The sequence below is a fragment of the Wolbachia endosymbiont (group A) of Oxytorus armatus genome (genome assembly GCF_964027005.1).
Taxonomy (GTDB): Bacteria; Pseudomonadota; Alphaproteobacteria; order Rickettsiales; family Anaplasmataceae; genus Wolbachia; species Wolbachia pipientis.
Map to the genome: position 1 here is coordinate 1,296,641 of NZ_OZ034719.1, position 23,684 is coordinate 1,320,324.

Below are 23,684 nucleotides of genomic sequence, written 5' to 3' on the forward strand. Positions count from 1 at the left end.
ATTATTACTTATTCCTTATTAAGTATAAGATTTTATTTATTTTTTGTCAATATTTTAGAATAATGATTGACTTAGTGAATTAAGTTCACTAGAATGTTAACTGACTAAAAGTTTATAAACAACAATGAATTATCATAAAATTATTATAGTTATGACAGACGGTCAAGAGTTTGAAACTCGTTCCACTTATGGAAAGGAGGGAGATAGGGTAAAACTTGATAGAGATCCTCTTACTCACCCTGCATGGACTGGAAGTTTGACAAGCGGGTTAGCAAGTAAAACTAGCAAATTAGCTAAGTTTAACGATAAATATGGAAGCATTTTCTAATTCTCCTCCTCTTTAAGTTTTAGAGAGTTTACTGAAGCATGCATAAATACAAAAATATAGGCTATGTTGCTTCTCCATCACCAAAATCGCAGGAAGTATCTAAACTATTAAAGAAACTTAATTTTATCAATATAACAGAAGAAAATAAGTCCGAAATCGATCTATTGATAGTTGTTGGCGGTGATGGCTTTATGCTACGCACTTTGCACAATTACGTCATAGAAAATAAAAACATGCATGTGTATGGGATAAACACTGGCAATGTTGGGTTTTTGATGAATAAATGCTTTAGCTGCAGTGAAGATTTAATTGATCATATAGAGCATGCAACTTCAACTCAGTTAACTTTGCTAAAAATAGAAGCAACAGACACAAGTGGCAAGAGATATCATTACATAGCAGTAAACGAAGTATATGTTTTTAGAAAAGCAAACCAAATAGTAGAAATGAATATTACTATTAATGATAAGCTAAAAGTAGAAAAATTTAGAGGGGATGGAGTAATATTATCTACTCCCACAGGCAGCACTGCATACAACTTCTCTGCCGGTGGCCCAATCTTGCCGCTAAATTCAAATTTACTTGCATTAACCTCTATCAATAGCTATTACCCAAGGCATTGGAATGGAGCGCTAATTTCAAATGATACGATCGTACAAATTGACATTAACGACACAAAAAACCGTCCAGCACTTGTAGTATCAGATTACAAGGAGTTTCATAATATATCACAGATAAAAATACAAAAAGACCACGAAAACACAATAACTTTGCTTTTTGACAAAGATTACCCTCTGAATGAAAGAATCTTTGATAGACAATTTCTATACTAATAATTATCCGTAAATTGGTATTTACTATATCTTAATAACTATAGCGTAATCAATGCAGCATAGTAATTAACTTTGGAGTGAATATGCATGGGTCAGTCGAAAAATCAACAGTAAAATTAACTTCTTACGAACAAACAGGTGACAATAGCAAGATAACACTAAAAGATCCACCATCGCCTAAAGAAGCAGGAAATGCTATCTCAAGTGTACTGAATGTAGTACCACGTGTGCAGGGAATGTCACATGAAGAATCAGATGATGAGGAAGTGGATCCTACTTATGCATCTGTAAATCGACAAAAAGATGGTGATGGAGCACCACCGATTTTGCCAAAAGCTCCAGGTTTACAAGACAAAGAAGACAAAAATTTGTTTGGTCTTAGTACTGAAGTACTAACTCCTTCCCTAGAAGAAACAAAAGGTGAGACTCATGATTGGGTATCACAAACAGCAAGTTTAGGTTTAGAAGGATTATCTGGTAATGGATCAGAAGAACATATTTATGCAGTTATAAACCCAAATACAAAATCTTCGAAAAAGAGTTTAGACAGTGAAATAGGTGGTCAAAACTCAAAAGATGATTTAGGTGCGTCTTCAAATACTTTACCATCGTATAAAAGCAAAGATGACTCTGAAGAGTCTTTGTCACTAAATTCTGATATAGGTAGCACAACAAATAAAAAAACAAACAGATTCTTGCCAAGAGCAAAGTATTCCATGCAGCAGAAGGGCTTTATAATTTTTACTGCAAGTGCTATTATACTCAGTATATCTGCAGCTTTATTATATTTACAAGATAAAGCAAAATTTATTGCATTTTTTACAAACAGCCCAAAATATATCACTATACCAGTTATCGCACTTGCTGCATTGCTTGCAATTGGTCCAATATTTTTTGCAACAAGGCAATTTATAGATACTGAAGAACATTCCATTCAAAAAAAAGATGCGGATAAAATTTTAGCTGAGGTGTTGGAGCACCAGCCAAAAGATAAAGCTATAAAATCTGTAAGACTGGAATATAGCAATGGCACTCATTCAAATTTTGTACTTAATGCTTGGGAAGCTAAACAAGGCTTCACTAACATTGACGAAAAAGTAATTACTAGAACTAATAAAATAAAATCAGTAATTAACGACAGACCAATATTTACTGCATTATTTACTGGTGTAGTTGCTGCAAATATAGCGTTTCCTCTAGGGCTACTTGCAACACATGGTGTTAATGGTGTACAAAAATTTTACCAAAACCCTTTGACTAATAACATAGGATTATCATTACTTATAGGTTCTGGTATACTTGCATTATCAATTATATGTCTTGGCGTGCATTATTATAGAAAAACAAATTGCACTAACCTTATATATTCTGAAGAAGAGATTGATCCTAAAGATGTTAATGGGAAATTCATTGAGGAAATAAAACGAGAAAGAACAAATGTTCTTGGGGAAAATCACAGCAAAGACGCTAAACGCAGCAGCTTAACGCTTGAGCAAGTTGTGGTTCAATCTCATAATTGTAAGGATATTGTTTATAGTGTCGGTTAATAAAATGCATGATATAGCTAGTGCAGCCCTACTTCATACCGCGATTCATTCGCGGTATCTCTAGATCCCGCTAACACGTAGCGGGATGACGATTGTCAGGGTAGCACCTCCCTCCCCTGTCATCCAAGTAGCTGACTGACCTTACCCAGAAAAAGTGGAGAGAAAGTTTGGAATGTTTTTCACAAAGAGAATGATGAATCAAAATGCTCAGGAATGCAATAGTTAATAGTGACGTTGTTTGTTATAAAAAATTTCTATGTATTCAAATATTGCAGTTCTAGTTTGTTGAGCAGAGTGTTGTGAAGTATCAATAAGTATTTCTCTTTTCAATGAGCTAAAGAAGCTTTCCACAACAGAATTGTCGTAACAACAACCTTTATGACTCATCTATGTTTTTTATGGATAAGAGATATTGATAACCTTGCGAAGTATATTGTGAACCTTGATCACTATGTAATAGTAGATTTTTGGCAGGTTTACGCTTGTTAACGGCCATTAATAAAGAGTCCATAACCAATTGTTTATTTATTGAACTGCTCATTAACTACCATGCGTGAATATAGATCGATTATTGTTGCCAAATATAGCCATCCTTCTTTGGTTTTTATATAAGTAATCCCATACTTTATTTGGTTGATCGACAATAAAGTTTTGGTCTAATATATTAGGAGCTACTGTCCGTTTGTTGTTTCTTAATTTTAAATTTTCTTCTCAATATAGCCTGAATACCATTTTTCTGCATAATACTTTGCACTGTTTTTAAGTTGCAACTTTTACCCAAAGCCTTTAATTCAGCATGAATTTTAGGAGCTCCATATCTACATTTAGAAGCTTGATATATTTTTTGAATATCTGCTAATAACTCTTTATTTGCTGATTCTCTACTGCTTATTTTCCTTGTAGTCCACTTAAAACCCCAGTTATGGATTAACCAACACAGTAAGGCTTAGAAATAGAAGGCTTTTTTGACTGCATGGAATATGAAATTAATGTAGAAAAAATATGTACCAGAAAATTTATTGGCGATCTGTGCCGTGTATGTTCAAGCTCAAATTTATTTTTTAAACAACCAAAGACTGTCTCAATAATCGACCTTTTTCTCAATAAAGCCTTCTCTTTTAGTGAGATTAGTGCGTTTTTCATGCCTTTTTTCACTTTAGTGACAAGCTTTAAACCTCTATCGAAGAGTTCCTCAAAGAGCTCCTTCTTGATATAGCCTTTATCTCCGAACAAAAGTCCTGTCAGTCTTTTAGTTATAGTTGGCACAGGTATCAACGTTACCTTTGGTTAGAGTAAGTGATTGAATTTCTCCAATTTCGTTAATCACCAAGTGCAATTTAAAGCCAAAAAACCAACCATACGTGCTCTTACCAATTTCTGCTAAACCATCAAAAACTTTGTTCCTAGAGATCCTTTTCTTGTGGCAAATGGCAATCGTAGAAGTGTCAATGTAGGAAGTACCTGTCATTTTCGCTTGTTCGCAGAACCATTGAAGAAGTAATGCTAAATACCGTAAAACTCTCGGCTTTAAGGCAATAAATCTGTGATATGAAGGCATCTTTGAAAATTCTGATCTATAGAGTAACTTAAGGTAACAAAGATAAAAAGCCTTGAAGTTTTTACATGGCGATTGGTGGTATAACAGGATTATGGTTAGCATTTCTGAGTGCGCTATTTCTGGTACTCTGGTTGGTTTTTTGCCATTTGATAAGAACTTATTTGCAAAATTTTCATCTACTACACGACAAAAATCCTCGACGCAGCAGTAAAGTTCTGTAATATCTTTCTTCATGGGTAACCTCTTAAATTATTGTTAAAATACTTGAGTTTACCCTATTTCCCTCTTTATTAATTCTACTTTTATCTGTTTTCTAATCCATAACTGGGGTTTATAGTAGCCACTAGCAGAAAATCCTACATAATTCCTGTACTTTATAGCAGTTACTATGCTCTTTTATAAAAAAATATTTTACTCTTTTTGACTGGCCAGGGCTTTTTTTAAAATGTCTCTTTCTCTTGTTACTTTTGCTAACTCTTTCTGTAAATCAAATCTCTCTTTGTCATAAGGTGCTACATCTGGAAATGCATTTGCCGCTGACTTTTTTTCGTTATATTTCTTCATCCATTTTCCTAATACACTATCCCTTATTCCTAGATCTCTTGCTACTTTTGCAACTGGTTGACCTACCTTTCTTTGTTCATTTGCCAGCTTAACAGCTTCCAATTTGAATTCTGCCGTATATTCTCTTACCATTTCTAATCCTCCAAAATTTTATTTTACCCGAAAAAACTCCTTTCTTTCTCTCCACTTTTTCTGGGTAAGGTCAGTCTGTCCAGGTTCCAAGATCGGTGTCAAAAATTGCTCAAACCATCCATTAAAAACATCCATATTACAGTGGCCTTCAAAGGTTAACGGAACAACTATCTTTCTTCCACTTAAGGCTGCAACCATACTGATTCGTTGAGTTTTCTTTCCAGATTTTAAGGCATAAAACCGCTGTCCTTTCTGGCAATATCCGTAGGGGGTAGTCTTCGGTGTTATCAATGCCAGACTCATCTATATACACTAAGTTTTTAGGTTCTTTTGTCGCTATAATTTTCAAAAATTCAGCACGTTTTTCTTCGTTTCTTTCCTTGTATCCATATGTCTTTTTTTGCGCGTAAATCCAATTTTTTTAAGGGCTCGATAGATCGTTTGGATACTAACGTTGTTCCAAAGTTTAGCCATTTCCGATAGAGTCTTTCCTCCGTGTTCTCTGGCAAATTTGGCAAAGGTATCCCAGTCGGTGATTTTGTGATTGTAACCCCCATTTCCAAGTTTTTTTGATTGAAAGTCTCCTGTTTCTTTTCTTCTTTGCTGCCACTCCCATAAAGTAGTTCGTCCAATCTTAAATCTTGCTGCCACTGTTTCTCTGCTTTCTCCTTCGTCTAGCGCTTCCATTGCTTTTTTTCTTAAATCATAACTATATGCTGCTGGCATTCAACCTCCTTATCATCATCTACCCTTATCCTATCACATCCGGACTTTTATGGAAAGAGCTATAATATGGAAGATATCGAAATTGCTATAGACAGTACAGGAATTAGTATATACAACAACACACAGTAAGGAAAATAGCACTGACAGAAAATATCGTGGCTATGAGCAAACGAGAAAATTGCACGTAATGTTGAATATAAACAACAAAAAAGCCATAGCTGTAAAATACAGTAACGGTGTCTACTCTGATCACTATGGAGCTTGTGATTTGCTAAAAGAAGTTGATTTTCAGCATGCCATAAAAGCACTATATGCAGATAGAGCATGTGATAGGCACAAGTTTTATAAGTTGTGTAACGAATATGATATAAAGACAAAAATTCCACCAATAAACAATGCGGCAGAACATCCAGAAATAGATTATATGTCTAACAGGAATACTGCTATTAGGTTAATAAAATTATACGGTGAAGATGGCATGAAAGAATGGAAAAAAGAAGTAAATTATGGGAAAAGATCTTATATTGAAGGGTTTTTCTCAAGATTAAAGCAAATATTCGGATTTAGTTTTAGGAATAAATCTGAGATAAATCGAGAAAAAGAACTGCTAATCAAATGCTATTTGCTTAATAAATTCACTGATATTGGTATGGCTAAATTTGAGATAGTTACATGAATTTACCATAAATCACCATCTCATAAAACCCCAGTTATGGATTAGAAAACAGATAAAAGTAGAATTAATAAAGAGGGAAATAGGGTAAACTCAAGTATTTTAACAATAATTTAAGAGGTTACCCATGAAGAAAGATATTACAGAACTTTACTGCTGCGTCGAGGATTTTTGTCGTGTAGTAGATGAAAATTTTGCAAATAAGTTCTTATCAAATGGCAAAAAACCAACCAGAGTACCAGAAATAGCGCACTCAGAAATGCTAACCATAATCCTGTTATACCACCAATCGCCATGTAAAAACTTCAAGGCTTTTTATCTTTGTTACCTTAAGTTACTCTATAGATCAGAATTTTCAAAGATGCCTTCATATCACAGATTTATTGCCTTAAAGCCGAGAGTTTTACGGTATTTAGCATTACTTCTTCAATGGTTCTGCGAACAAGCGAAAATGACAGGTACTTCCTACATTGACACTTCTACGATTGCCATTTGCCACAAGAAAAGGATCTCTAGGAACAAAGTTTTTGATGGTTTAGCAGAAATTGGTAAGAGCACGTATGGTTGGTTTTTTGGCTTTAAATTGCACTTGGTGATTAACGAAATTGGAGAAATTCAATCACTTACTCTAACCAAAGGTAACGTTGATACCTGTGCCAACTATAACTAAAAGACTGACAGGACTTTTGTTCGGAGATAAAGGCTATATCAAGAAGGAGCTCTTTGAGGAACTCTTCGATAGAGGTTTAAAGCTTGTCACTAAAGTGAAAAAAGGCATGAAAAACGCACTAATCTCACTAAAAGAGAAGGCTTTATTGAGAAAAAGGTCGATTATTGAGACAGTCTTTGGTTGTTTAAAAAATAAATTTGAGCTTGAACATACACGGCACAGATCGCCAATAAATTTTCTGGTACATATTTTTTCTACATTAATTTCATATTCCATGCAGTCAAAAAAGCCTTCTATTTCTAAGCCTTACTGTGTTGGTTAATCCATAACTGGGGTCATAAAGTGTGATGCAACAAAGCCATCCCAGTGTCTGGGCACTGGGATGACACCCTTTTGGATGGAAACCAGTGTCAGGTACTCGGATGACACCATTTACAACCACTCTCCTACCCTTTCTAGCTGTTTATAGCTGTTAAATCTCAGGAATTTATCAAAATATGGAGAGGCAATAAAGGGTGTGGAATTACTTAAATAGTTAGATAAAAAACCAGGCAGATCATTTTTTAATTCTTGCATTTTGTATCTATAATTTTGTATAGAAATAACTTTTATTTTATCATAATCAAGTTTCCAATAAGCAAGTTCTGAGACTTCTCTTTTTGTTATATGTTCTACCGCTAAGGCTTGTAAAATTAATTGCGGAAAAAATCCCGACATTACTTCTTCATTGGAAGGTGGTGTACCAAGCTTATAGTCTATAATTGCCACTTGCCCACTTGGTAGATACTCAACTCTATCACATCTTGCTATCAGTGAAATTTCTTGTGGCTTATTTGTCATCCAAGCAGTTTCATACTGATCACAAGAACCAGTGTCACGCGCTGGAATATGAAATATCGGACAGGAAAAGTTCTTTTCCAACTCAACATAATTGCTTCGAGTTTCATCAAATTCGACAAAAGATTGAATTATCTTTTGTAGTCTTACCCACCACATATTTGAAAAATTAAACTGACTAGTCGAGAATGCTTCTCGTGCAATGCTCATTGGAGATTTTTTGTTGCGTAAATATCTTGCAAGAATGTTGTGTACCATAGTGCCAAATTCCAATATCGATGGCTTAAAATTCAAGTCTCTTAATTGTTTAAGGCCCAGTATATATTCAACGTAAAATGAATAAGGATTACGAATTAGCTTTTCTATTGCACTGCAAGACATCACCTGCATTTTTTCTTTTCTAACTTCGGTTTGAGGTTTTGGCATAGGCTGAGTACATGGAACAGTACATTCAGGCGTATTTAATATCCTTAGCCAATCACGATACGGCTGCTTCCCCTCCTTGAGTAGAATTTCCAAACGCTGCAATAGAATTGGTTTTCTATGGCTTAGCGATCTTGTAATATAAACCTTACTTGCACAAAACAAATTGTGTAAAGTATAAAAAAAATACCCCTGCTCTTCTTGCACGGAAGGAAGATTAAATTTTTCTCTCGTAAATGCATTCAAAAGCGGATTTTGAAAGCTTGGCGCTTCATTAAATCCAGCAAGTATTACAACTTTGTTGTGATATAAGCTGAATTTATTCAAGTCACTTGCTACAGAGAAAAACTCTTTCTCTAAAAATAAGGTCAGAATTTGGCTATATAACTCTAAGGAGCATTTAATTCCTACACCCTCACATGCATTTGAGAAATTACAGGTAAAATTACCTATTTCACTATTTAGCTCTGAAAAATTTATACCAGATAATATATTAATACACTGCAAATGAGTTGCTACCACATCAAAAATAGAGCAATTTATAGAACGAAGTAAAGGATTAAATATAACCTCTAACTTACTGATAATAAGTAATATATCTTCTTTGTATTTTAGCTTTTTATGGGCATTGATAGCATTTATAATATCGCTCAGGCCATTTGTACTAAAGTTGCGTAATATCTCTATTTCAAATTCAGATAAAATCCGAGTGTACTCTTCTTGAGTGTAACCAAAAGTCACTAGCCTATGTTTAAGGAGCGAAAGTAATGACACACTGCTCCAATTTGAGGTCAAAACTTCGATACTATAAAGCAGAAGCGTTATATAAGGGTAATTTTCCGGTATGGCACTGTGTTGCCTTGATAAACATGCTATACGAGCTGCAAGTAATTTATCAAAGACGACCAAAGAAATGTTTTCATAACCTTCATTTTCTATAATTAATGATGTCACTTGTGCTTCTTCCTCTCTGGAATCACAAGTGATGACTTCAATATTGCCAACATGTCCACTACTAACTTTGCTTAGATCGGCAGTTGTATCAAAGACGTAATCTAGATATTCCTCAGGACTTCCTGTTATCCCAGCCCTTTCTTCTGTCATCCCAGTGCTTGACACTGGGATCCAGTTTTCATTATACAGCCACCTGGTGCGCTCATTTAAAGTTAAGTTTTCTGGATCCCAGTGTCTGGGCACTGGAGAACAAGCTTCTGGCAGAAAACTTACATCCTCTCTGCCTATACTTAAATAACCTAGCAGATCTTTCAGACAATATTGATAGTGTTTTTTATCAAGCAATTTCCAGTCTTTCTCTTTAATTTTCAAATTCAGGTTAGGCAGAATTATTTTTCCAAATGGCAGATCATATATAGCCTTAATTAACGACTTATCCTTTCCAATTCCAACAAAGATTATATATTGGTCTTTTTGTAAAGAGGTTATCATACTGTTTATGTAATCACTCTTATGTTCTAATATATCTACTACTCCTAAATCTTTTAAAATTTTATTCCATGTTTCAATAAGTAAATTTATGAAACTTTCTATTTTTTTTGAATGTTCATCGAACTCTGCCATTTGGGTATACTGAATTTTATCAAGCAATGATGGCAGGCTATAAGCTAAATCAATTGGAAAATTATCATTATTTTTTCTATTCCACTCCAATATGAATTGAATGAGTAGCAGCGTCCTTTTTGTTGGCTTGATAACTTTGACTCTATCAAGATTTAATATTAAATCCTCCTCATCGATGTTCTCTAGCGAAACTATCTTTGGCAAAATTATGCATTTTTTAGCGTTATAATTCTTGAATGCACTCAGCAGCGCTATCACATCCCTCTTGCAAGGAAGTATGATCTTTACTTCAGGGATTTTTTCTCTTTCATATTCAGAAAATATATGCTGGACCAGCACATCGAAAAGGGATTCATCCACATTAACGGTAAAAACTCTTCCCACTAACAGTAACAATTAATACAATACTTTTATTGTATAGAAATTATTCAAAATATAAACGTGCTTGTATGCTATTATATATTAAAATCTTTTATAACATTACATGACAAACATCAGAATAGAAGTTTTAAATAAATGTGAGCAAGTTGGCTGCAGATGGTTAGTCAACGTTTACTCGATTTATATACACAAAGAATTACCACCAAAATTATATGAAGAAATTTGTGGGCTATTTTATAATAAAGTCATACAAGACTGCCGTTATTATTCCTACAATGAAAACCTTGAAGAAGTTCAATATAACTTCATAGAACCACAAGCAAAGTGGGGCTTGGAGATAAGCTTTTTACCTGGCATGACCGACAATGTAGGCAACACAGTGAAACAAATTGTTAGAGAATATTTAATAAACAAGAACTACATTGATGAAAATGTTTATATCAAAGCAAGAAGTTCAAAATTGATTCTAAGTCAAGCAACTGAAGATGATATAAAACAAGAATTTAATCCTATCACTGAGTATTGCACACTTATCTGTAAGAACTATAGCTGGAAATATTATGGTAAATACAAAGCAAACTCTTCAGCGCTCTCTTACTTGTCATCCCAGTGTCCAGACACTGGGATCCAGAAAAAAGATGTAGATTCCAGTATCAGCTACTCAAATGACACCATTAATGGCAAAGCCAAATCTGTTAACTTAAACGTAAGTAACCAAGAACTTGAGAAAATCAGCAGAGATGGAATCGATGGTAATGGCACTTTAGGGATCTCTCTGGCAGCAATGAAAGCTATAAAGGATTACTTTAAAAAACTTAATAGAAATCCATATGATATTGAACTTGAGTCCCTAGCACAAACTTGGTCTGAACATTGTAAGCACAATATCTTTTGCTCTCCCATTGATGAAATAAAAGATGGCCTATACGCACATTATATTAAGCGTGCAACGCGTGAGATAAATTCTGACATATGCGTGTCAGTTTTCTCCGACAATGCCGGAGGAATAATTTTTAATGACGATTACTTAATCGTAGATAAAGTTGAAACCCACAATAGCCCTTCAGCTCTTGATCCATTTGGTGGAGCAATGACCGGAGTACTTGGAGTAAATCGTGATATAGTTGGTTTCGGGAAAGGCGCGGAGCCTATAATGAATACCTATTACTTTTGCTTTGCCAAAGAAGCAAAAGGCAAGTTTTATAGGGACAAAGAGCGCACTGATGAGATCTTACCGCCAAAATATATAATGAAAGAAGTGATCCACGGTGTTAATGTTGCTGGTAATTGCTCTGGTATTCCAACGCAACTTGGATCGGTATATTTTGACGATAGATTTTGTGGCAAGCCGTTAGTTTTTGTTGGCAGTGTCGGAATTATTCCGCGCAACATAAATAACGCACCTTCACACATCAAAGGGCCTAAAAACAGCGATAAAATCGTAATTATTGGCGGAAGAGTTGGAAGAGACGGAATTCACGGTGCAACGTTTTCTTCAGAGGCTTTGTCGGGAAACAGCCCTTCAACGATTGTGCAAATTGGTGACCCTATAACACAAAAAAAACTATCCAATGCCGTCATAAAAGCAAGAGATCTTGGTCTTTATAATGCAATAACGGACAATGGAGCAGGTGGGCTGTCGTCGTCTATTGGTGAAATGGGAAAAGACGGATTTGAAGTTGATTTGAGCAAGGTTCTCCTTAAAAACGATGGTATGGCTCCGTGGGAAATATGGATATCAGAATCACAAGAGAGAATGACCTTAGCAGTGCCAGAAGAAAATCTCCCTATGTTTAAGCAAATCATGAAAAAACATGATGTGGAGGTTTGTGTGATTGGAGAGTTTAATGAGAGTGGTAAAGCCGTTGTTAAATGTCCTAAAGGGACAGTAATAATGGATATCGGAACTGAATTTCTGCATGATGGTAATCCTAAAATGCATTTACAGACAAAGCCGTGGTCTAAGGGGCTTCCAGCGCCACGCGCTGGAATGACAACAAGTTCGCCTTCTTTAGAAATTGAATTAAAAGAAATGTTAAGCAGACCAAACATTTGCAGTAAAGAGTTCATAGTGGTGCAATATGATCATGAGGTTCAAGGATCGTCAGTGTTAAAACCACTGCAAGGCAAGGGAAGAATGTGCAGCGAAGCTATTGTCTCAAGGCCTGTTCTTTCTTCAAATAAAGGTGTTGTAAAATCGCAAGGATTTGGCTCAAGTTATGGAGAAATTGACACCTACCACATGGCAGCATGTGCAATTGACACCGCGATACGCAACTATGTAGCCGCAGGAGGAAATATAAATCATCTAGCGTTGCTCGACAATTTTTGCTGGTGTGATGCTTATAATCCAGAAAGGTTGTGGCAACTAAAGAAAGCTGCAGAGGCTTGTTACGACTTCGCAACTGCATTTAAAACACCATTCATATCCGGAAAAGACAGTATGTTCAATGACTTCAAGGGATATGATGAAAATGGCGAGAAAGTGATAATCTCTGCACCACCTTCATTACTCATCTCAGCAATTGGAATTATAGAAAATATTGAAAATGCGGTATCGCTTGATGTAAAAATGCCAGGGGACTTGATATATGTGCTTGGAGAAACACTTGATGAACTTGGTAGATCTGAATATCAGTTATATAGTGGAATAGGTAATAACAACGTACCAAAAGTTGATGCAAAGAGCGCTAGGAAGTTGTATGAGCGTTACAACCAGGCAATAAAAGATGGCATAATTGCCTCTGCAATTGCACCAAACTTAGGCGGATTAGTTATTGCTCTGGCAAAATCGCTAATTGCAGGAGACCTTGGTGCTGAAATCGATCTTTCACTAGTGCCAATAGGAAAAATACAAAATACAGACATAATAAACAAGATAATAATGTTTTCTGAATCGCAAAGTAGAATTTTGGTTACTATTGCACCACAAAATCAGAAGAGGTTTGAAGAATTGTTTGAAGGTGCAGTTTATTCATGTATTGGCAAAGTAACAGAGAAAAAGGTGCTAAACATAAAGGATGTTTTAAAAGTAGATCTGAAAGATGTGGCATGCTAATATAAAATATTTTTCTTATTATGCTAAATAACTCTTTTACTATATGTAATGTTTATTTAGAATGAATGTATGTTATTAATTTGGGTAGGTAATTATGTCTATTTTATCGATACTCCTGTTTATCAGTCTTTCTTTACTCAACACTTCAAATAAATTGATGATATGTGCTGCCTTATTTGTGGGAGCTGCTTTAGTTGTAAATTCAATGGTTGAATTTTATGGCAGAAGCAAAGCTACGTACAACTTAATAGTGTGTACAGCGCTATGTTGTGTTTTTAAATGGCAAAGTTTTAATTTGATGATATTGATTTCATATACTGCAATTTTAGTATCTCTTCTCTCAAGCATAATTATTTTTGAAAAATTGAAGTCCAAGTTGAATTTTCATATGGCAAATTTCATTACTTTAATTATAGCATCAGTGGTTGATAGTGCCGTTGTATGTGTTGGATTACTATACAAATTTTCTGCAGGTAAATGCTTATCAATATACATTAGAGATTTAATTTTTAAGTTTTATTATGTGTCAGTATTGAGCATCTGCTTGTTTGTAGGAATGTATTTATTTTGCTTGGCGAACAAGAAGTATTTTAAGATTTCCACATAACCTGTTTTCTGATATAGCTAAACTGACTTTGGGTCCTGGGGGTGTATTTGGTGGTCCTAATACGTAACAACAGTTTAGAATTTATAGGTAGCCTAAACCCACAACTGTACAAACACTATGATTTGAGCCTATCAGGGGGGTGTCATTCCAGTGCCCAGACACTGGAATCCAGAAAAAAGAATGGTGTCATCCCAGTGCTTGACACATAGCTGTACGAACATTCATTTTTGAAGGTAAATTGCACAGCAAATGGTGTCATTCCAGTCTGGAATCCAGAAATTTTGCTTATAACTGAGCTGATGAGCTAAAGGTAGTTGTCTTACGCTAAAACAAACGTTTTTAATTAAGTTGCATAGAACCAGTGTCTGGGCACTGGCCCACTGGTGGGAATTGCTCCTAAACTACAACGTTCGTACAGCTATGTGCTTGACACTGGGATGACATCATAGGGGCACTGGCCTACTTAACCGTCATACCGTCGCGGTATCTCAGCCGCTAACAAGTAGCGGAATGACGATTTATCAAACGCTGCTTAATTTTCCGTAACAGTTGAAAAAATCAATAGAAAATCAATATATCACTATAAATTCACGTATTTTGAGGCTATAATGGTTAATACGCTATATGGTATAATATGGACGATTTTATCAGAGTTAAGGGCGCAAGGGAACATAATCTGCAAGGTGTAGACGTCAATATACCGAAAAATAAGCTAGTTGTTATAACTGGGCTAAGTGGTTCTGGCAAGTCTAGCCTTGCATTTGATACGATTTATGCAGAAGGCCAACGCCGGTACGTTGAAAGCCTGTCAGCTTACGCGCGTCAATTTCTCAACATTCAGGATAAACCAGATGTTGAGTCGATTACAGGTCTCTCTCCTGCAATATCTATCAACCAGAAATCGATCTCAAAAAATCCAAGGTCAACAGTTGGAACTGTTACCGAAATTTACGATTACTTGCGCTTAGTATATGCACGAATAGGAGTTCCTTATTCACCTGCAACTGGATTACCAATAACAAAACAAACGGTGTCTCAAATTGTAGATACTATAATTGCGTTACCTTTAGAAACTAAGATATATATACTTGCCCCTGTTGTGCGTGGTAGAAAGGGAGAACATCTTAAAGAGATATTGGAAATTAAAAGACAAGGTTACGTAAGGTTCAAAATAGATGGTGAAGTGTACAATGTAGATGACTTGCCTAAACTCGATAAGAACAAGAAACACGACATTTTTGTGGTTGCAGATAGAATATCAATATTGGGCGATATAGGAAATCGACTGCCAAGTAGTATAGAATCCGCACTAAAACTTGGTAATGGTCTAATGTATGTAGAAATAGTAAACCTACCTGACAACCATAATTCCGAGTATAAAAATGGTCAAATTCTGACTTTTTCAGAGAATTTTGCATGCCCCGAGTCTGGTTTCACTCTTGAGGAAATAGAACCAAGATTATTTTCTTTTAACAGCCCTTACGGTGCATGTGGTTCGTGTAATGGGCTTGGTAAAAAGCTGGCTATTGATGTGAAGCTGATAGTGCCAGATGAAACTCTTTCAATATCTGAAGGCGCTTTAAAGCCAGTGGGATCAATGTTCCGTCAAGTGCACACAGGTTATGGATTTTTAAAAAGTGCAATTCTATCACTGGCTGAAAATTGTAAATTTAGCCTTGATGTTCCGTGGAAGAACATAGATCAAGAAGTAAAAGATATGATACTCTTTGGCTTCGGTAAATTTCAAGGTTTGGTCAGTATCTTAGAAAACCAGATGGATTATGATGAAACGCTTGTTGAGCGATATTGCTCTGTTACTCACTGCAGAGAATGCACTGGCTATAGATTGAGAAAAGAAGCGCTTACAGTAAAAATTGATAGCAAACATATAGGTGAAATATCAGGGCTTAGTATCGATGAATCCCTTAAGTGGTTTGAAAATTTGCCAGACAAGCTCACAGAACAACAGAAGCAAATCTCAAATAAAATACTAAGTGAAATAATCAAGAGGCTAACATTTTTAAAGAATGTAGGGTTGAATTACCTAACGCTTGATCGAGAATCTAGCACTCTCTCTGGCGGCGAGAGTCAGAGGATCAGACTTGCTTCGCAAATTGGCTCAGGATTAACGGGGGTTTTATATGTTCTTGATGAACCCTCGATTGGCCTTCATCAATGTGATAATGATCGGTTAATTGCCACACTAAAAAACTTAAGAGACATGGGTAACACTGTAATTGTTGTTGAGCATGATGAAGATACAATAATGGCTGCTGATTATGCGATTGATATTGGTCCTGGAGCTGGCGTAAATGGTGGAAAAGTTGTTGCAGAAGGAACACCAGACCAGGTGCAAAGAAATTCGGGGAGCATAACAGGGCAATATTTGAGTGGAGAGAAAAAAATTTTAATTCCAAGGAGAAGAAAGCAAGCAACTCAGTTCATAAAAGTAATAAATGCATGTGAAAATAACTTAAAAAATGTGAACGTTAAATTTCCTATAGGGAATCTTATTTGTGTTACTGGAATATCAGGAGGGGGAAAATCAAGTTTAGTCATAGAAACGTTATATAAATATTCAGCACATAAGATACATCATTCGTCTGCAAGGTATGGTCAGTGTGATAGAATAGAAGGCCTTGAATATATAGATAAAGTTATAGAAGTTGATCAGTCGCCAATTGGTAGAACTCCTGCGTCAAATCCAGCAACATATGTTGGTATGTTCACTCATATAAGAAATTGGTTTGCAGGTCTTTCGGAGTCAAAAGCAAGGGGATATAATATAGGCCGGTTTTCATTTAATACCAGAGGGGGAAGGTGTGAGGCTTGTAAAGGTGATGGGCACTTAAAGATAGAGATGCATTTTCTACCGGACGTTTATGTGAAGTGTGAGCAATGTAAAGGGCGAAGGTATAATCGGGAAACATTGGAAGTTACTTATAAAGAAAAATCAATCTCTGATGTCCTTGATATGACGATAGATCAAGCTTGTGATTTTTTTGAAAACCTTCCAATGGTAAAAGAAAAGTTGATTTCTTTGCAGGAAGTGGGGCTTGGCTATATAAAACTCGGACAGTCGTCAACAACGTTGTCTGGGGGTGAAGCACAACGAATAAAGCTGTCCAAGGAGCTATCAAAACGATTTACCGGAAGAACATTGTATATTCTTGATGAGCCAACAACTGGATTACACTTTGAAGATATAAATAACTTACTAAAAATACTCCATAGATTAGTCGATCTGGGAAACACTGTTATAGTTATCGAGCACAATTTGCACGTTATAAAAACTGCAGATTATATAATAGACATCGGACCAGAGGGCGGAATAAAAGGCGGAGAAGTGATTGCTACTGGAACTCCAGAAGAAGTGGTAAAAATTCCAGAAAGTGTTACAGGCAGGTATCTTAAAACGTATTTATTATAAACTATTTCTTAATTATATTAGGCTAGGTTGCATATTTATGATTTGGAGATAAGAATGTCAGTATATCGATACTTTAGAAGGTACGTTGAATATGGAGTTGTACCTGCTAAGAAAGCAGAAGATAACACACTAGTTCCAGAAAATAGTTTCTATAAATCTGTACGTTACGTTGATAATGTGCTAGGACCTGTGAAAGATGTAATTTGTGGAGTTGAGAGTAAAGACAATTATAACAAGTATTATCAAGATAATGATAAATGTGAATACGTGGGCCACAGAGCAGAGGGAGTGTATTCATTGTGTACACTGGGTGCTGTTTTAGCAGCCAACATAATATTGCAACCTTTATTTTTGATAGTGGCATGTTTGTCATACTTTCCAGTCAAGTGATTGTCAAAAATAACAGGGGACTATTGTTTTAAAACGGATACAAAATCATTCGTTAATTATTCAAACATATTTTTAGAAATGGGGCAAGATTGTGCTAATGCAGTAGCTAGAGTATTTAACAAGATTGTAAGTTATGCTTGCGCTGCTATCATTTGGGCTGCCGCGTCAATCATAACGCCACTTGTGTGGGCTTGTGACAAAGTGCAAAGTAAGTTGAGTAAAGTACAGAAGCCAGAAAAACATCAATTTTTATCTAAGGATAATTCAAAGACTACTTCAGTCAATGGTATACCACAAACTGAGTTATAAGTTCTGCTTTTCAGCAGCATGAACTATATTGAAATGGAATAAAAAGTGAAAGAGTGTAAGCTTAAGTTACTTTAGCTATACTATATAAATTATTTTATAATATATTTAATGAGTTGTGAACCTTCTCTTACTAAAAAAAGCTACAAATCTCATATTTCCAAGCGTATGCGTAAGTTGCGAATGTATCATTGATAAAAATCTTAATCTGTGTAGTGAATGCAACAAAAAAATCAATTTTCTAACTAAGCATTACTGCAATGTTTGTGGCGTAGTAATCTCAGACAATATTTATACGTGTGGTAAGTGCATCATCAATCCTCCACCGTTTAAAGTATTAAGATCAGTTTTTGCTTATGATCAACATAGTAGAAACATGATTATAAATTTCAAATTTTTTGATAATTTGAATTACGTAAAAATCTATGCAAAGTGGATACACCAAGCTAATCAGGATACATTTCAGAACGCAGAGATCATAATTCCTATACCGTTACATAAAATGCGCTTGTTTAAACGTAAATATAATCAAGCAGCACTGCTTGCAAAAGAATTGAGTAAGTTGTCCAATTTATCCTATACGCCATTTGCAATAAAACGCCTTCGCCATACTGCGCCTCAAGCTGGTCTTTCACTTAAACAGCGTGAAAAAAATTTAAAGAAGGCTTTTAAAACAAGCAACAAGAAAATTATCGAAAATAAAATCGTGATATTAGTTGATGATGTGGTAACAACCGGAGCAACTGTAAGATCTTGCTCTCAGGAAATTTTAAACTCCGGTGCAAAAGAAGTGAGAGTGCTATCACTTGCAAGAACGGTGAATGATTGGACCTCTTGCATAAAAAATTAGCAGTCAGTATCATCCAAGTAGCTTGACTACTTGGATCTATTTTTTTCTAGATTCCAGCGCCAGCGTCACGCACATAGCTGTACGAACATTGTTTGCCAAGGAGGGTGTCATCCCAGTGCTTGACACTGGGATGGCTTTGTTGCATCGCTCTTCGGATAGTAGGTATAGCCTTTCTTATAATAGTCCGAATGCGATAAGATATGTGTTTATGGCTATAGCAGGCCAGTAGCATATTACGGTCTGTTCGGATTATTGTAAAAAGAGCTATAACGCACAATAAATTTATGAAGCTATCTCAAATTTAGCCATACCAATATCAGTGAACTTATTGAGCAAATAGCATTTATAGCCTTTCTTATAATAGTCCGAATGCGATAAGATATGTGTTTATGGCTATAGCAGGCCAGTAGCATATTACGGTCTGTTCGGATTATTGTAAAAAGAGCTATAACAAGTAGTTCCTTCTCTCTATTTGTCTCAGATTTATTCCTAAAACTAAACCCGAATGTTTGTTTCAGTCGCGAGAAAAAACTTTCTATATAAGATCTTTTTCCATAACTCATCTCTTTTTTCCACTTCTTTATACCATCTTCATCATATGACTTTATGAGCTTGACTGCAGAATTTCTCTCAGCCATATAGTCTAACTTTGGATGCTCTGCTGCGTTGTTTTTCGGAGGAATTTTCGTTTTTATACCATATTGATTACACAGCTTATAGAGCTTTTCTCTGTCATATGCCCTATCTGCATATAGTACTTTTATGACATACTGAAAATCGACTTCTTTTAGCAAATCACAAGCTCCATAGTGATCAGCCGTTACTGTATTTTACAGCTATGGCTTTTTTGCTGTTTGTATTCAACATTACATGCAATTTTCTTGTCTGTTCATAGCTGCGATACTTTCTATCTTCGCTATTTTCTTTGCTATGACCAGGAGTGTTGTTGTATATACTAATTCCTGTACTGTCTATAGCAATTTCGATATCTTCCATATTATTTTCTGCAATCATTGATCTTAATATTGAGTTTCTTAAACCTTCTTGATGATTGTGAATAGCTGATAACTTGCAAATTTTTCCCAATTTGCTCAAGGTATCCTGCTATAAACCCAACTGTTTGCCTCAGGCCTATTCTAAATAAACAAGTTATTATGTGCACCAAAATTACAACTTTATCGCTATAAATATTGTTGCCACCTGGTATTTTTGGACCATTCTCGTACCACTTTTCTATGGCTTCGTTGATATAATGAAAAATATTTCCTCTTTTTTCTAGAAATTTGTTATATTCGCTATGGTTACTGACCCTCATTTTTTGTGGCATATTTTTTCTTTCAAGGTTAAATGGCTATTTTATAATGAATTTTGTCAGTAGCCACCAGATTTTTTCAGTTGCTATGCAACAAAGCCCACTGGGATCCAGCCTATTTCATCACGAACATTGTTTTTGACATATGCTCCTAGAATCTTTTGTCCATTACATGATTTGTAAGTATTTGTATATCTGGATCCCAGTGGGCTTTGTTGCATCGCTAGCTATGATGGATTAAAGATAAAAAAGATAGGGAATATCAGTAGCTTATTATTCTGGTATTTATAACAAGAACGGTCAATGAATACCTAAATTTGAGTAAAAGAAATTTCACTACCATTTACCAATCCGGCTAAAATTCAAGAATTTCAATGCTTTAGCTATTTTCAATAGAATTAAATTTATTAATATAAATAACAAATTACTATTCTTAAATTTGATCAGATTGATTGCAAAAAAACAAGATTTTCAATAGGTTGCTTATAATCCTAACTATAGTTAGCCTTTCATAAGTAGCGATGCAACAAAGCCATCCCAGTGTCAAGCACTGGGATGACATCGGAGAGTAAGTTGTTGTGTTTTTTTTAGTAAGTTGCTCAATTGTCACTGATTCATTTTCTCTAAAGTCACCTACCATAGTTCTTCTTAATTTTGTAATGTGTCCAAAACAATTTAATGCAATTCCAAGATCACGAGCAATTGATCTTACATATACACCACTACCGCATATCATAGAAAAATTTGCACTATTATTTATCTTACTATTACCCACAAATATAAATGTACTTATAAATAAAGTATTACAATATTAAAGTTTGCAAATATTGAGGGTGTAAAATGGCAAGTAAAAGTAGTGAATGGGCTAAAAATGAATTTGGAGATAAAAGGTTAACTGAGCGATTAGTAAAGATTGCTGATATGTTTGACAAAATTACCTGAAAGTTAGATTAATCAAGCATGTGAAAGTTGGTCAGAAGCAAAAGCAGCATACCGTTTTTTTCAAAATGAGAATGTAAAAGAAAGTGATATTTTAGCTACACATATTAATAAGACGGTTGAGAGAACAAAAGCTCACAAGAGGGTTCTTGTCATTCAAGATACCAGTTACATTGTATATAATAACCATAAAAAAACAAGCGGATTAGCAAATTTGTCCAGTTATGATACTGCAAAAGGTATTATCATGCATACAGCTCTTGCCGTTAGTATAGAAGGTTTGGTACTAGGGATACTAGATCAAAAAGTTTATTCAAGACCTGAAGAAACTGAGAACCTTAAAAAAAAGAGCGATCGCATTGAAGATAAAGAAAGCGTAAAGTGGTTGGAAACTTTAAGAAAAACAAATAATATTATTGATCCAACTCAAACTGAGACTATAACTGTATGCGATAGAGAAGCAGATATATATGACTTTTTTGAGCTTGCACATAATCTTAATTCGGCAGTGCTAGTTAGAGCATGCAGAGATAGAGCAGTAAATAGAAAATCTCGATATCCTGAAAAAGGTGAGCAGAAGTTATGGGCATTTATTAAATCCTCTCATTGTGCAGGTACGGTAGAAGTTGAAGTTCCTGTAAAAGATAATAAGCCAAAAAGAACAGCACGTTTGGAAGTTAGATTTGGAAAGTTTATGATGAATCCATCTAAGAATAATATTAGGCATAAGACGGAAGAACTACCTAAATTACCACTTTATGCAGTTTATGTTGTTGAGAAAACTCCCCTTCCCTTAAAAAAAACCGCTAGAATGGATGCTATTAACGAATCTTTCAGTTAATACTTTCGATGAAGCTGTTGAAAAAATTAGTTGGTATCAACTATGTTTTTTAAAAATTTTTTTATTTGTGTAATTTTGCAAATTATATGGGCAATAAAAACCCGTTTGTCATAGAAATAGAATTTTATATCAAACAGCTACCACAGCAATTTCTGCTTAAGCTAATGAATATGTGCTTTAAGTCTGTGTGGACGCACATATTCATTAGCCAATTTCAGTTACCGTTGTGAAGATTTTTAAGTATGCAAATTAATTGCTTCTTTAAACCCCAGTTATGGATTAGAAAACAGATAAAAGTAGAATTAATAAAGAGGGAAATAGGGTAAACTCAAGTATTTTAACAATAATTTAAGAGGTTACCCATGAAGAAAGATATTACAGAACTTTACTGCTGCGTCGAGGATTTTTGTCGTGTAGTAGATGAAAATTTTGCAAATAAGTTCTTATCAAATGGCAAAAAACCAACCAGAGTACCAGAAATAGCGCACTCAGAAATGCTAACCATAATCCTGTTATACCACCAATCGCCATGTAAAAACTTCAAGGCTTTTTATCTTTGTTACCTTAAGTTACTCTATAGATCAGAATTTTCAAAGATGCCTTCATATCACAGATTTATTGCCTTAAAGCCGAGAGTTTTACGGTATTTAGCATTACTTCTTCAATGGTTCTGCGAACAAGCGAAAATGACAGGTACTTCCTACATTGACACTTCTACGATTGCCATTTGCCACAAGAAAAGGATCTCTAGGAACAAAGTTTTTGATGGTTTAGCAGAAATTGGTAAGAGCACGTATGGTTGGTTTTTTGGCTTTAAATTGCACTTGGTGATTAACGAAATTGGAGAAATTCAATCACTTACTCTAACCAAAGGTAACGTTGATACCTGTGCCAACTATAACTAAAAGACTGACAGGACTTTTGTTCGGAGATAAAGGCTATATCAAGAAGGAGCTCTTTGAGGAACTCTTCGATAGAGGTTTAAAGCTTGTCACTAAAGTGAAAAAAGGCATGAAAAACGCACTAATCTCACTAAAAGAGAAGGCTTTATTGAGAAAAAGGTCGATTATTGAGACAGTCTTTGGTTGTTTAAAAAATAAATTTGAGCTTGAACATACACGGCACAGATCGCCAATAAATTTTCTGGTACATATTTTTTCTACATTAATTTCATATTCCATGCAGTCAAAAAAGCCTTCTATTTCTAAGCCTTACTGTGTTGGTTAATCCATAACTGGGGTTTTAAGTCTTGTATTAGCAATTACTATATGGAGCTTGTGATTTGCTAAAAGAAGTTGATTTTCAGCATGCCATAAAAGCACTATATGCAGATAGAGCATGTGATAGGCACAAGTTTTATAAGTTGTGTAACGAATATGATATAAAGACAAAAATTCCACCAATAAACAATGCGGCAGAACATCCAGAAATAGATTATATGTCTAACAGGAATACTGCTATTAGGTTAATAAAATTATACGGTGAAGATGGCATGAAAGAATGGAAAAAAGAAGTAAATTATGGGAAAAGATCTTATATTGAAGGGTTTTTCTCAAGATTAAAGCAAATATTCGGATTTAGTTTTAGGAATAAATCTGAGATAAATCGAGAAAAAGAACTGCTAATCAAATGCTATTTGCTTAATAAATTCACTGATATTGGTATGGCTAAATTTGAGATAGTTACATGAATTTACCATAA

The 23,684-nt window shown here is 35.0% G+C and carries 21 protein-coding genes and 6 pseudogenes; 14 read left to right on the forward strand and 13 right to left on the reverse strand.

The features are described from left to right. The first annotated feature begins 124 nt into the window (after positions 1–124). From rpmE to AAGD79_RS06395, 3 genes are all read left to right on the forward strand, one after another. Positions 125–328, forward strand: coding sequence for a 50S ribosomal protein L31 (gene rpmE, locus AAGD79_RS06385; RefSeq protein WP_007548602.1), 204 nt, complete (start codon positions 125–127; stop codon positions 326–328). A gap of 38 nt (positions 329–366) precedes the next feature. After that, positions 367–1,161, forward strand: a complete 795-nt coding sequence (locus tag AAGD79_RS06390) for an NAD kinase (protein ID WP_341811328.1) — start codon at positions 367–369, stop codon at positions 1,159–1,161. 83 nt (positions 1,162–1,244) lie between these two features. Next, positions 1,245–2,708, forward strand: coding sequence for a hypothetical protein (locus AAGD79_RS06395; protein WP_341811329.1), 1,464 nt, complete (start codon positions 1,245–1,247; stop codon positions 2,706–2,708). A 222-nt stretch (positions 2,709–2,930) separates the two neighbouring features. Here AAGD79_RS06395 and AAGD79_RS06400 read toward each other — a convergent pair whose 3' ends face one another. The 6 genes and pseudogenes from AAGD79_RS06400 to AAGD79_RS06415 all read right to left on the reverse strand — a co-directional run. Then, the gene (locus AAGD79_RS06400; RefSeq protein ID WP_080717614.1) at positions 2,931–3,095 is read right to left on the reverse strand and encodes an IS3 family transposase; all 165 of its coding nucleotides are present in this window, start codon (positions 3,093–3,095) and stop codon (positions 2,931–2,933) included. Then, positions 3,085–3,249: a DDE-type integrase/transposase/recombinase gene (locus AAGD79_RS07035; RefSeq protein WP_156768661.1), complete on the reverse strand. Its 165-nt coding sequence runs from the start codon at positions 3,247–3,249 to the stop codon at positions 3,085–3,087. Before AAGD79_RS07035 ends, AAGD79_RS06400 begins: the two co-directional genes overlap by 11 nt. 123 nt (positions 3,250–3,372) lie before the next feature. Next, positions 3,373–3,648 (reverse strand): IS3 family transposase, encoded by a 276-nt coding sequence (locus tag AAGD79_RS07040; RefSeq protein ID WP_410541948.1) that lies wholly within the window; start codon positions 3,646–3,648, stop codon positions 3,373–3,375. Next, positions 3,636–4,500, reverse strand: a pseudogene (locus AAGD79_RS06405) (IS982 family transposase). The gene AAGD79_RS07040 and the pseudogene AAGD79_RS06405 overlap by 13 nt, the downstream one beginning before the upstream one ends. Positions 4,501–4,677: 177 nt before the next feature. After that, a complete protein-coding gene (locus AAGD79_RS06410; protein WP_041573518.1) occupies positions 4,678–4,962 on the reverse strand; it encodes a transposase in 285 nt (94 codons plus the stop codon). Positions 4,963–5,034: 72 nt separating this feature from the next. Continuing rightward, positions 5,035–5,688, reverse strand: a pseudogene (locus AAGD79_RS06415) (IS630 family transposase); the annotation flags it as partial. 187 nt (positions 5,689–5,875) lie between these two features. Here AAGD79_RS06415 and AAGD79_RS06420 point away from each other — a divergent pair. Continuing rightward, complete coding sequence (locus tag AAGD79_RS06420; protein WP_341811108.1) at positions 5,876–6,364, forward strand: transposase; 489 nt, start codon at positions 5,876–5,878, stop codon at positions 6,362–6,364. 124 nt (positions 6,365–6,488) lie between these two features. Beyond that, positions 6,489–7,353 (forward strand): annotated as a pseudogene (locus AAGD79_RS06425) (IS982 family transposase). Positions 7,354–7,463: 110 nt separating this feature from the next. Here AAGD79_RS06425 and AAGD79_RS06430 read toward each other — a convergent pair. Beyond that, positions 7,464–10,253 carry a WPE palindromic element domain-containing protein gene (locus AAGD79_RS06430; RefSeq protein ID WP_341811647.1) on the reverse strand — a complete coding sequence of 930 codons (2,790 nt, stop codon included), beginning with the start codon at positions 10,251–10,253 and terminating at the stop codon, positions 7,464–7,466. A 100-nt stretch (positions 10,254–10,353) separates the two neighbouring features. Here AAGD79_RS06430 and AAGD79_RS06435 point away from each other — a divergent pair, with 100 nt between their 5' ends. The 6 genes from AAGD79_RS06435 (at position 10,354) to AAGD79_RS06460 (ending at position 18,891) form a co-directional block, all read left to right on the forward strand. Next, complete coding sequence (locus tag AAGD79_RS06435) at positions 10,354–13,308, forward strand: phosphoribosylformylglycinamidine synthase subunit PurL (RefSeq protein WP_341811330.1); 2,955 nt, start codon at positions 10,354–10,356, stop codon at positions 13,306–13,308. A 94-nt stretch (positions 13,309–13,402) separates the two neighbouring features. Next, a complete protein-coding gene (locus tag AAGD79_RS06440) occupies positions 13,403–13,915 on the forward strand; it encodes a hypothetical protein (RefSeq protein WP_341811331.1) in 513 nt (170 codons plus the stop codon). A 634-nt stretch (positions 13,916–14,549) separates the two neighbouring features. Further along, positions 14,550–17,345: an excinuclease ABC subunit UvrA gene (gene uvrA / locus AAGD79_RS06445; RefSeq protein ID WP_264373775.1), complete on the forward strand. Its 2,796-nt coding sequence runs from the start codon at positions 14,550–14,552 to the stop codon at positions 17,343–17,345. Between the two features lie 54 nt (positions 17,346–17,399). Then, the gene (locus AAGD79_RS06450) at positions 17,400–17,735 is read left to right on the forward strand and encodes a hypothetical protein (RefSeq protein ID WP_264373774.1); all 336 of its coding nucleotides are present in this window, start codon (positions 17,400–17,402) and stop codon (positions 17,733–17,735) included. Between the two features lie 78 nt (positions 17,736–17,813). After that, positions 17,814–18,044: a hypothetical protein gene (locus tag AAGD79_RS06455; RefSeq protein ID WP_341811332.1), complete on the forward strand. Its 231-nt coding sequence runs from the start codon at positions 17,814–17,816 to the stop codon at positions 18,042–18,044. Positions 18,045–18,159: 115 nt separating this feature from the next. Next, entirely contained in the window at positions 18,160–18,891 is a 732-nt protein-coding gene (locus AAGD79_RS06460) for a ComF family protein (protein WP_341811333.1), read from the forward strand. Between the two features lie 46 nt (positions 18,892–18,937). On the opposite strand, the gene AAGD79_RS06465 is transcribed toward AAGD79_RS06460, so the two are convergent. The 6 genes and pseudogenes from AAGD79_RS06465 to AAGD79_RS06490 form a co-directional block, all read right to left on the reverse strand. Next, positions 18,938–19,123, reverse strand: a complete 186-nt coding sequence (locus AAGD79_RS06465) for a hypothetical protein (protein WP_341811334.1) — start codon at positions 19,121–19,123, stop codon at positions 18,938–18,940. Positions 19,124–19,181: 58 nt separating this feature from the next. Beyond that, positions 19,182–19,685 (reverse strand): transposase, encoded by a 504-nt coding sequence (locus tag AAGD79_RS06470; RefSeq protein ID WP_265042982.1) that lies wholly within the window; start codon positions 19,683–19,685, stop codon positions 19,182–19,184. A 19-nt stretch (positions 19,686–19,704) separates the two neighbouring features. Then, entirely contained in the window at positions 19,705–19,905 is a 201-nt protein-coding gene (locus AAGD79_RS06475) for a hypothetical protein (protein ID WP_010082383.1), read from the reverse strand. Then, on the reverse strand, positions 19,889–20,218 hold the full coding sequence (locus AAGD79_RS06480) for a transposase (protein ID WP_007548762.1): 330 nt from the start codon (positions 20,216–20,218) through the stop codon (positions 19,889–19,891). The genes AAGD79_RS06475 and AAGD79_RS06480 overlap by 17 nt, the downstream gene beginning before the upstream one ends. 71 nt (positions 20,219–20,289) lie before the next feature. Continuing rightward, a complete protein-coding gene (locus tag AAGD79_RS06485) occupies positions 20,290–20,424 on the reverse strand; it encodes a hypothetical protein (protein ID WP_341811335.1) in 135 nt (44 codons plus the stop codon). Between the two features lie 317 nt (positions 20,425–20,741). Further along, positions 20,742–20,963 (reverse strand): annotated as a pseudogene (locus AAGD79_RS06490) (tRNA pseudouridine(55) synthase TruB); the annotation flags it as partial. An 80-nt stretch (positions 20,964–21,043) separates the two neighbouring features. Between AAGD79_RS06490 and AAGD79_RS06495 the strand changes: the two are divergent. The 3 genes and pseudogenes from AAGD79_RS06495 to AAGD79_RS06505 form a co-directional block, all read left to right on the forward strand. Further along, positions 21,044–22,026: pseudogene (locus tag AAGD79_RS06495) on the forward strand (IS4 family transposase); the annotation flags it as partial. Between the two features lie 319 nt (positions 22,027–22,345). Continuing rightward, positions 22,346–23,210: pseudogene (locus AAGD79_RS06500) on the forward strand (IS982 family transposase). Positions 23,211–23,265: 55 nt separating this feature from the next. Continuing rightward, positions 23,266–23,673 (forward strand): transposase, encoded by a 408-nt coding sequence (locus AAGD79_RS06505; protein WP_341811337.1) that lies wholly within the window; start codon positions 23,266–23,268, stop codon positions 23,671–23,673. Positions 23,674–23,684: the final 11 nt, after the last annotated feature.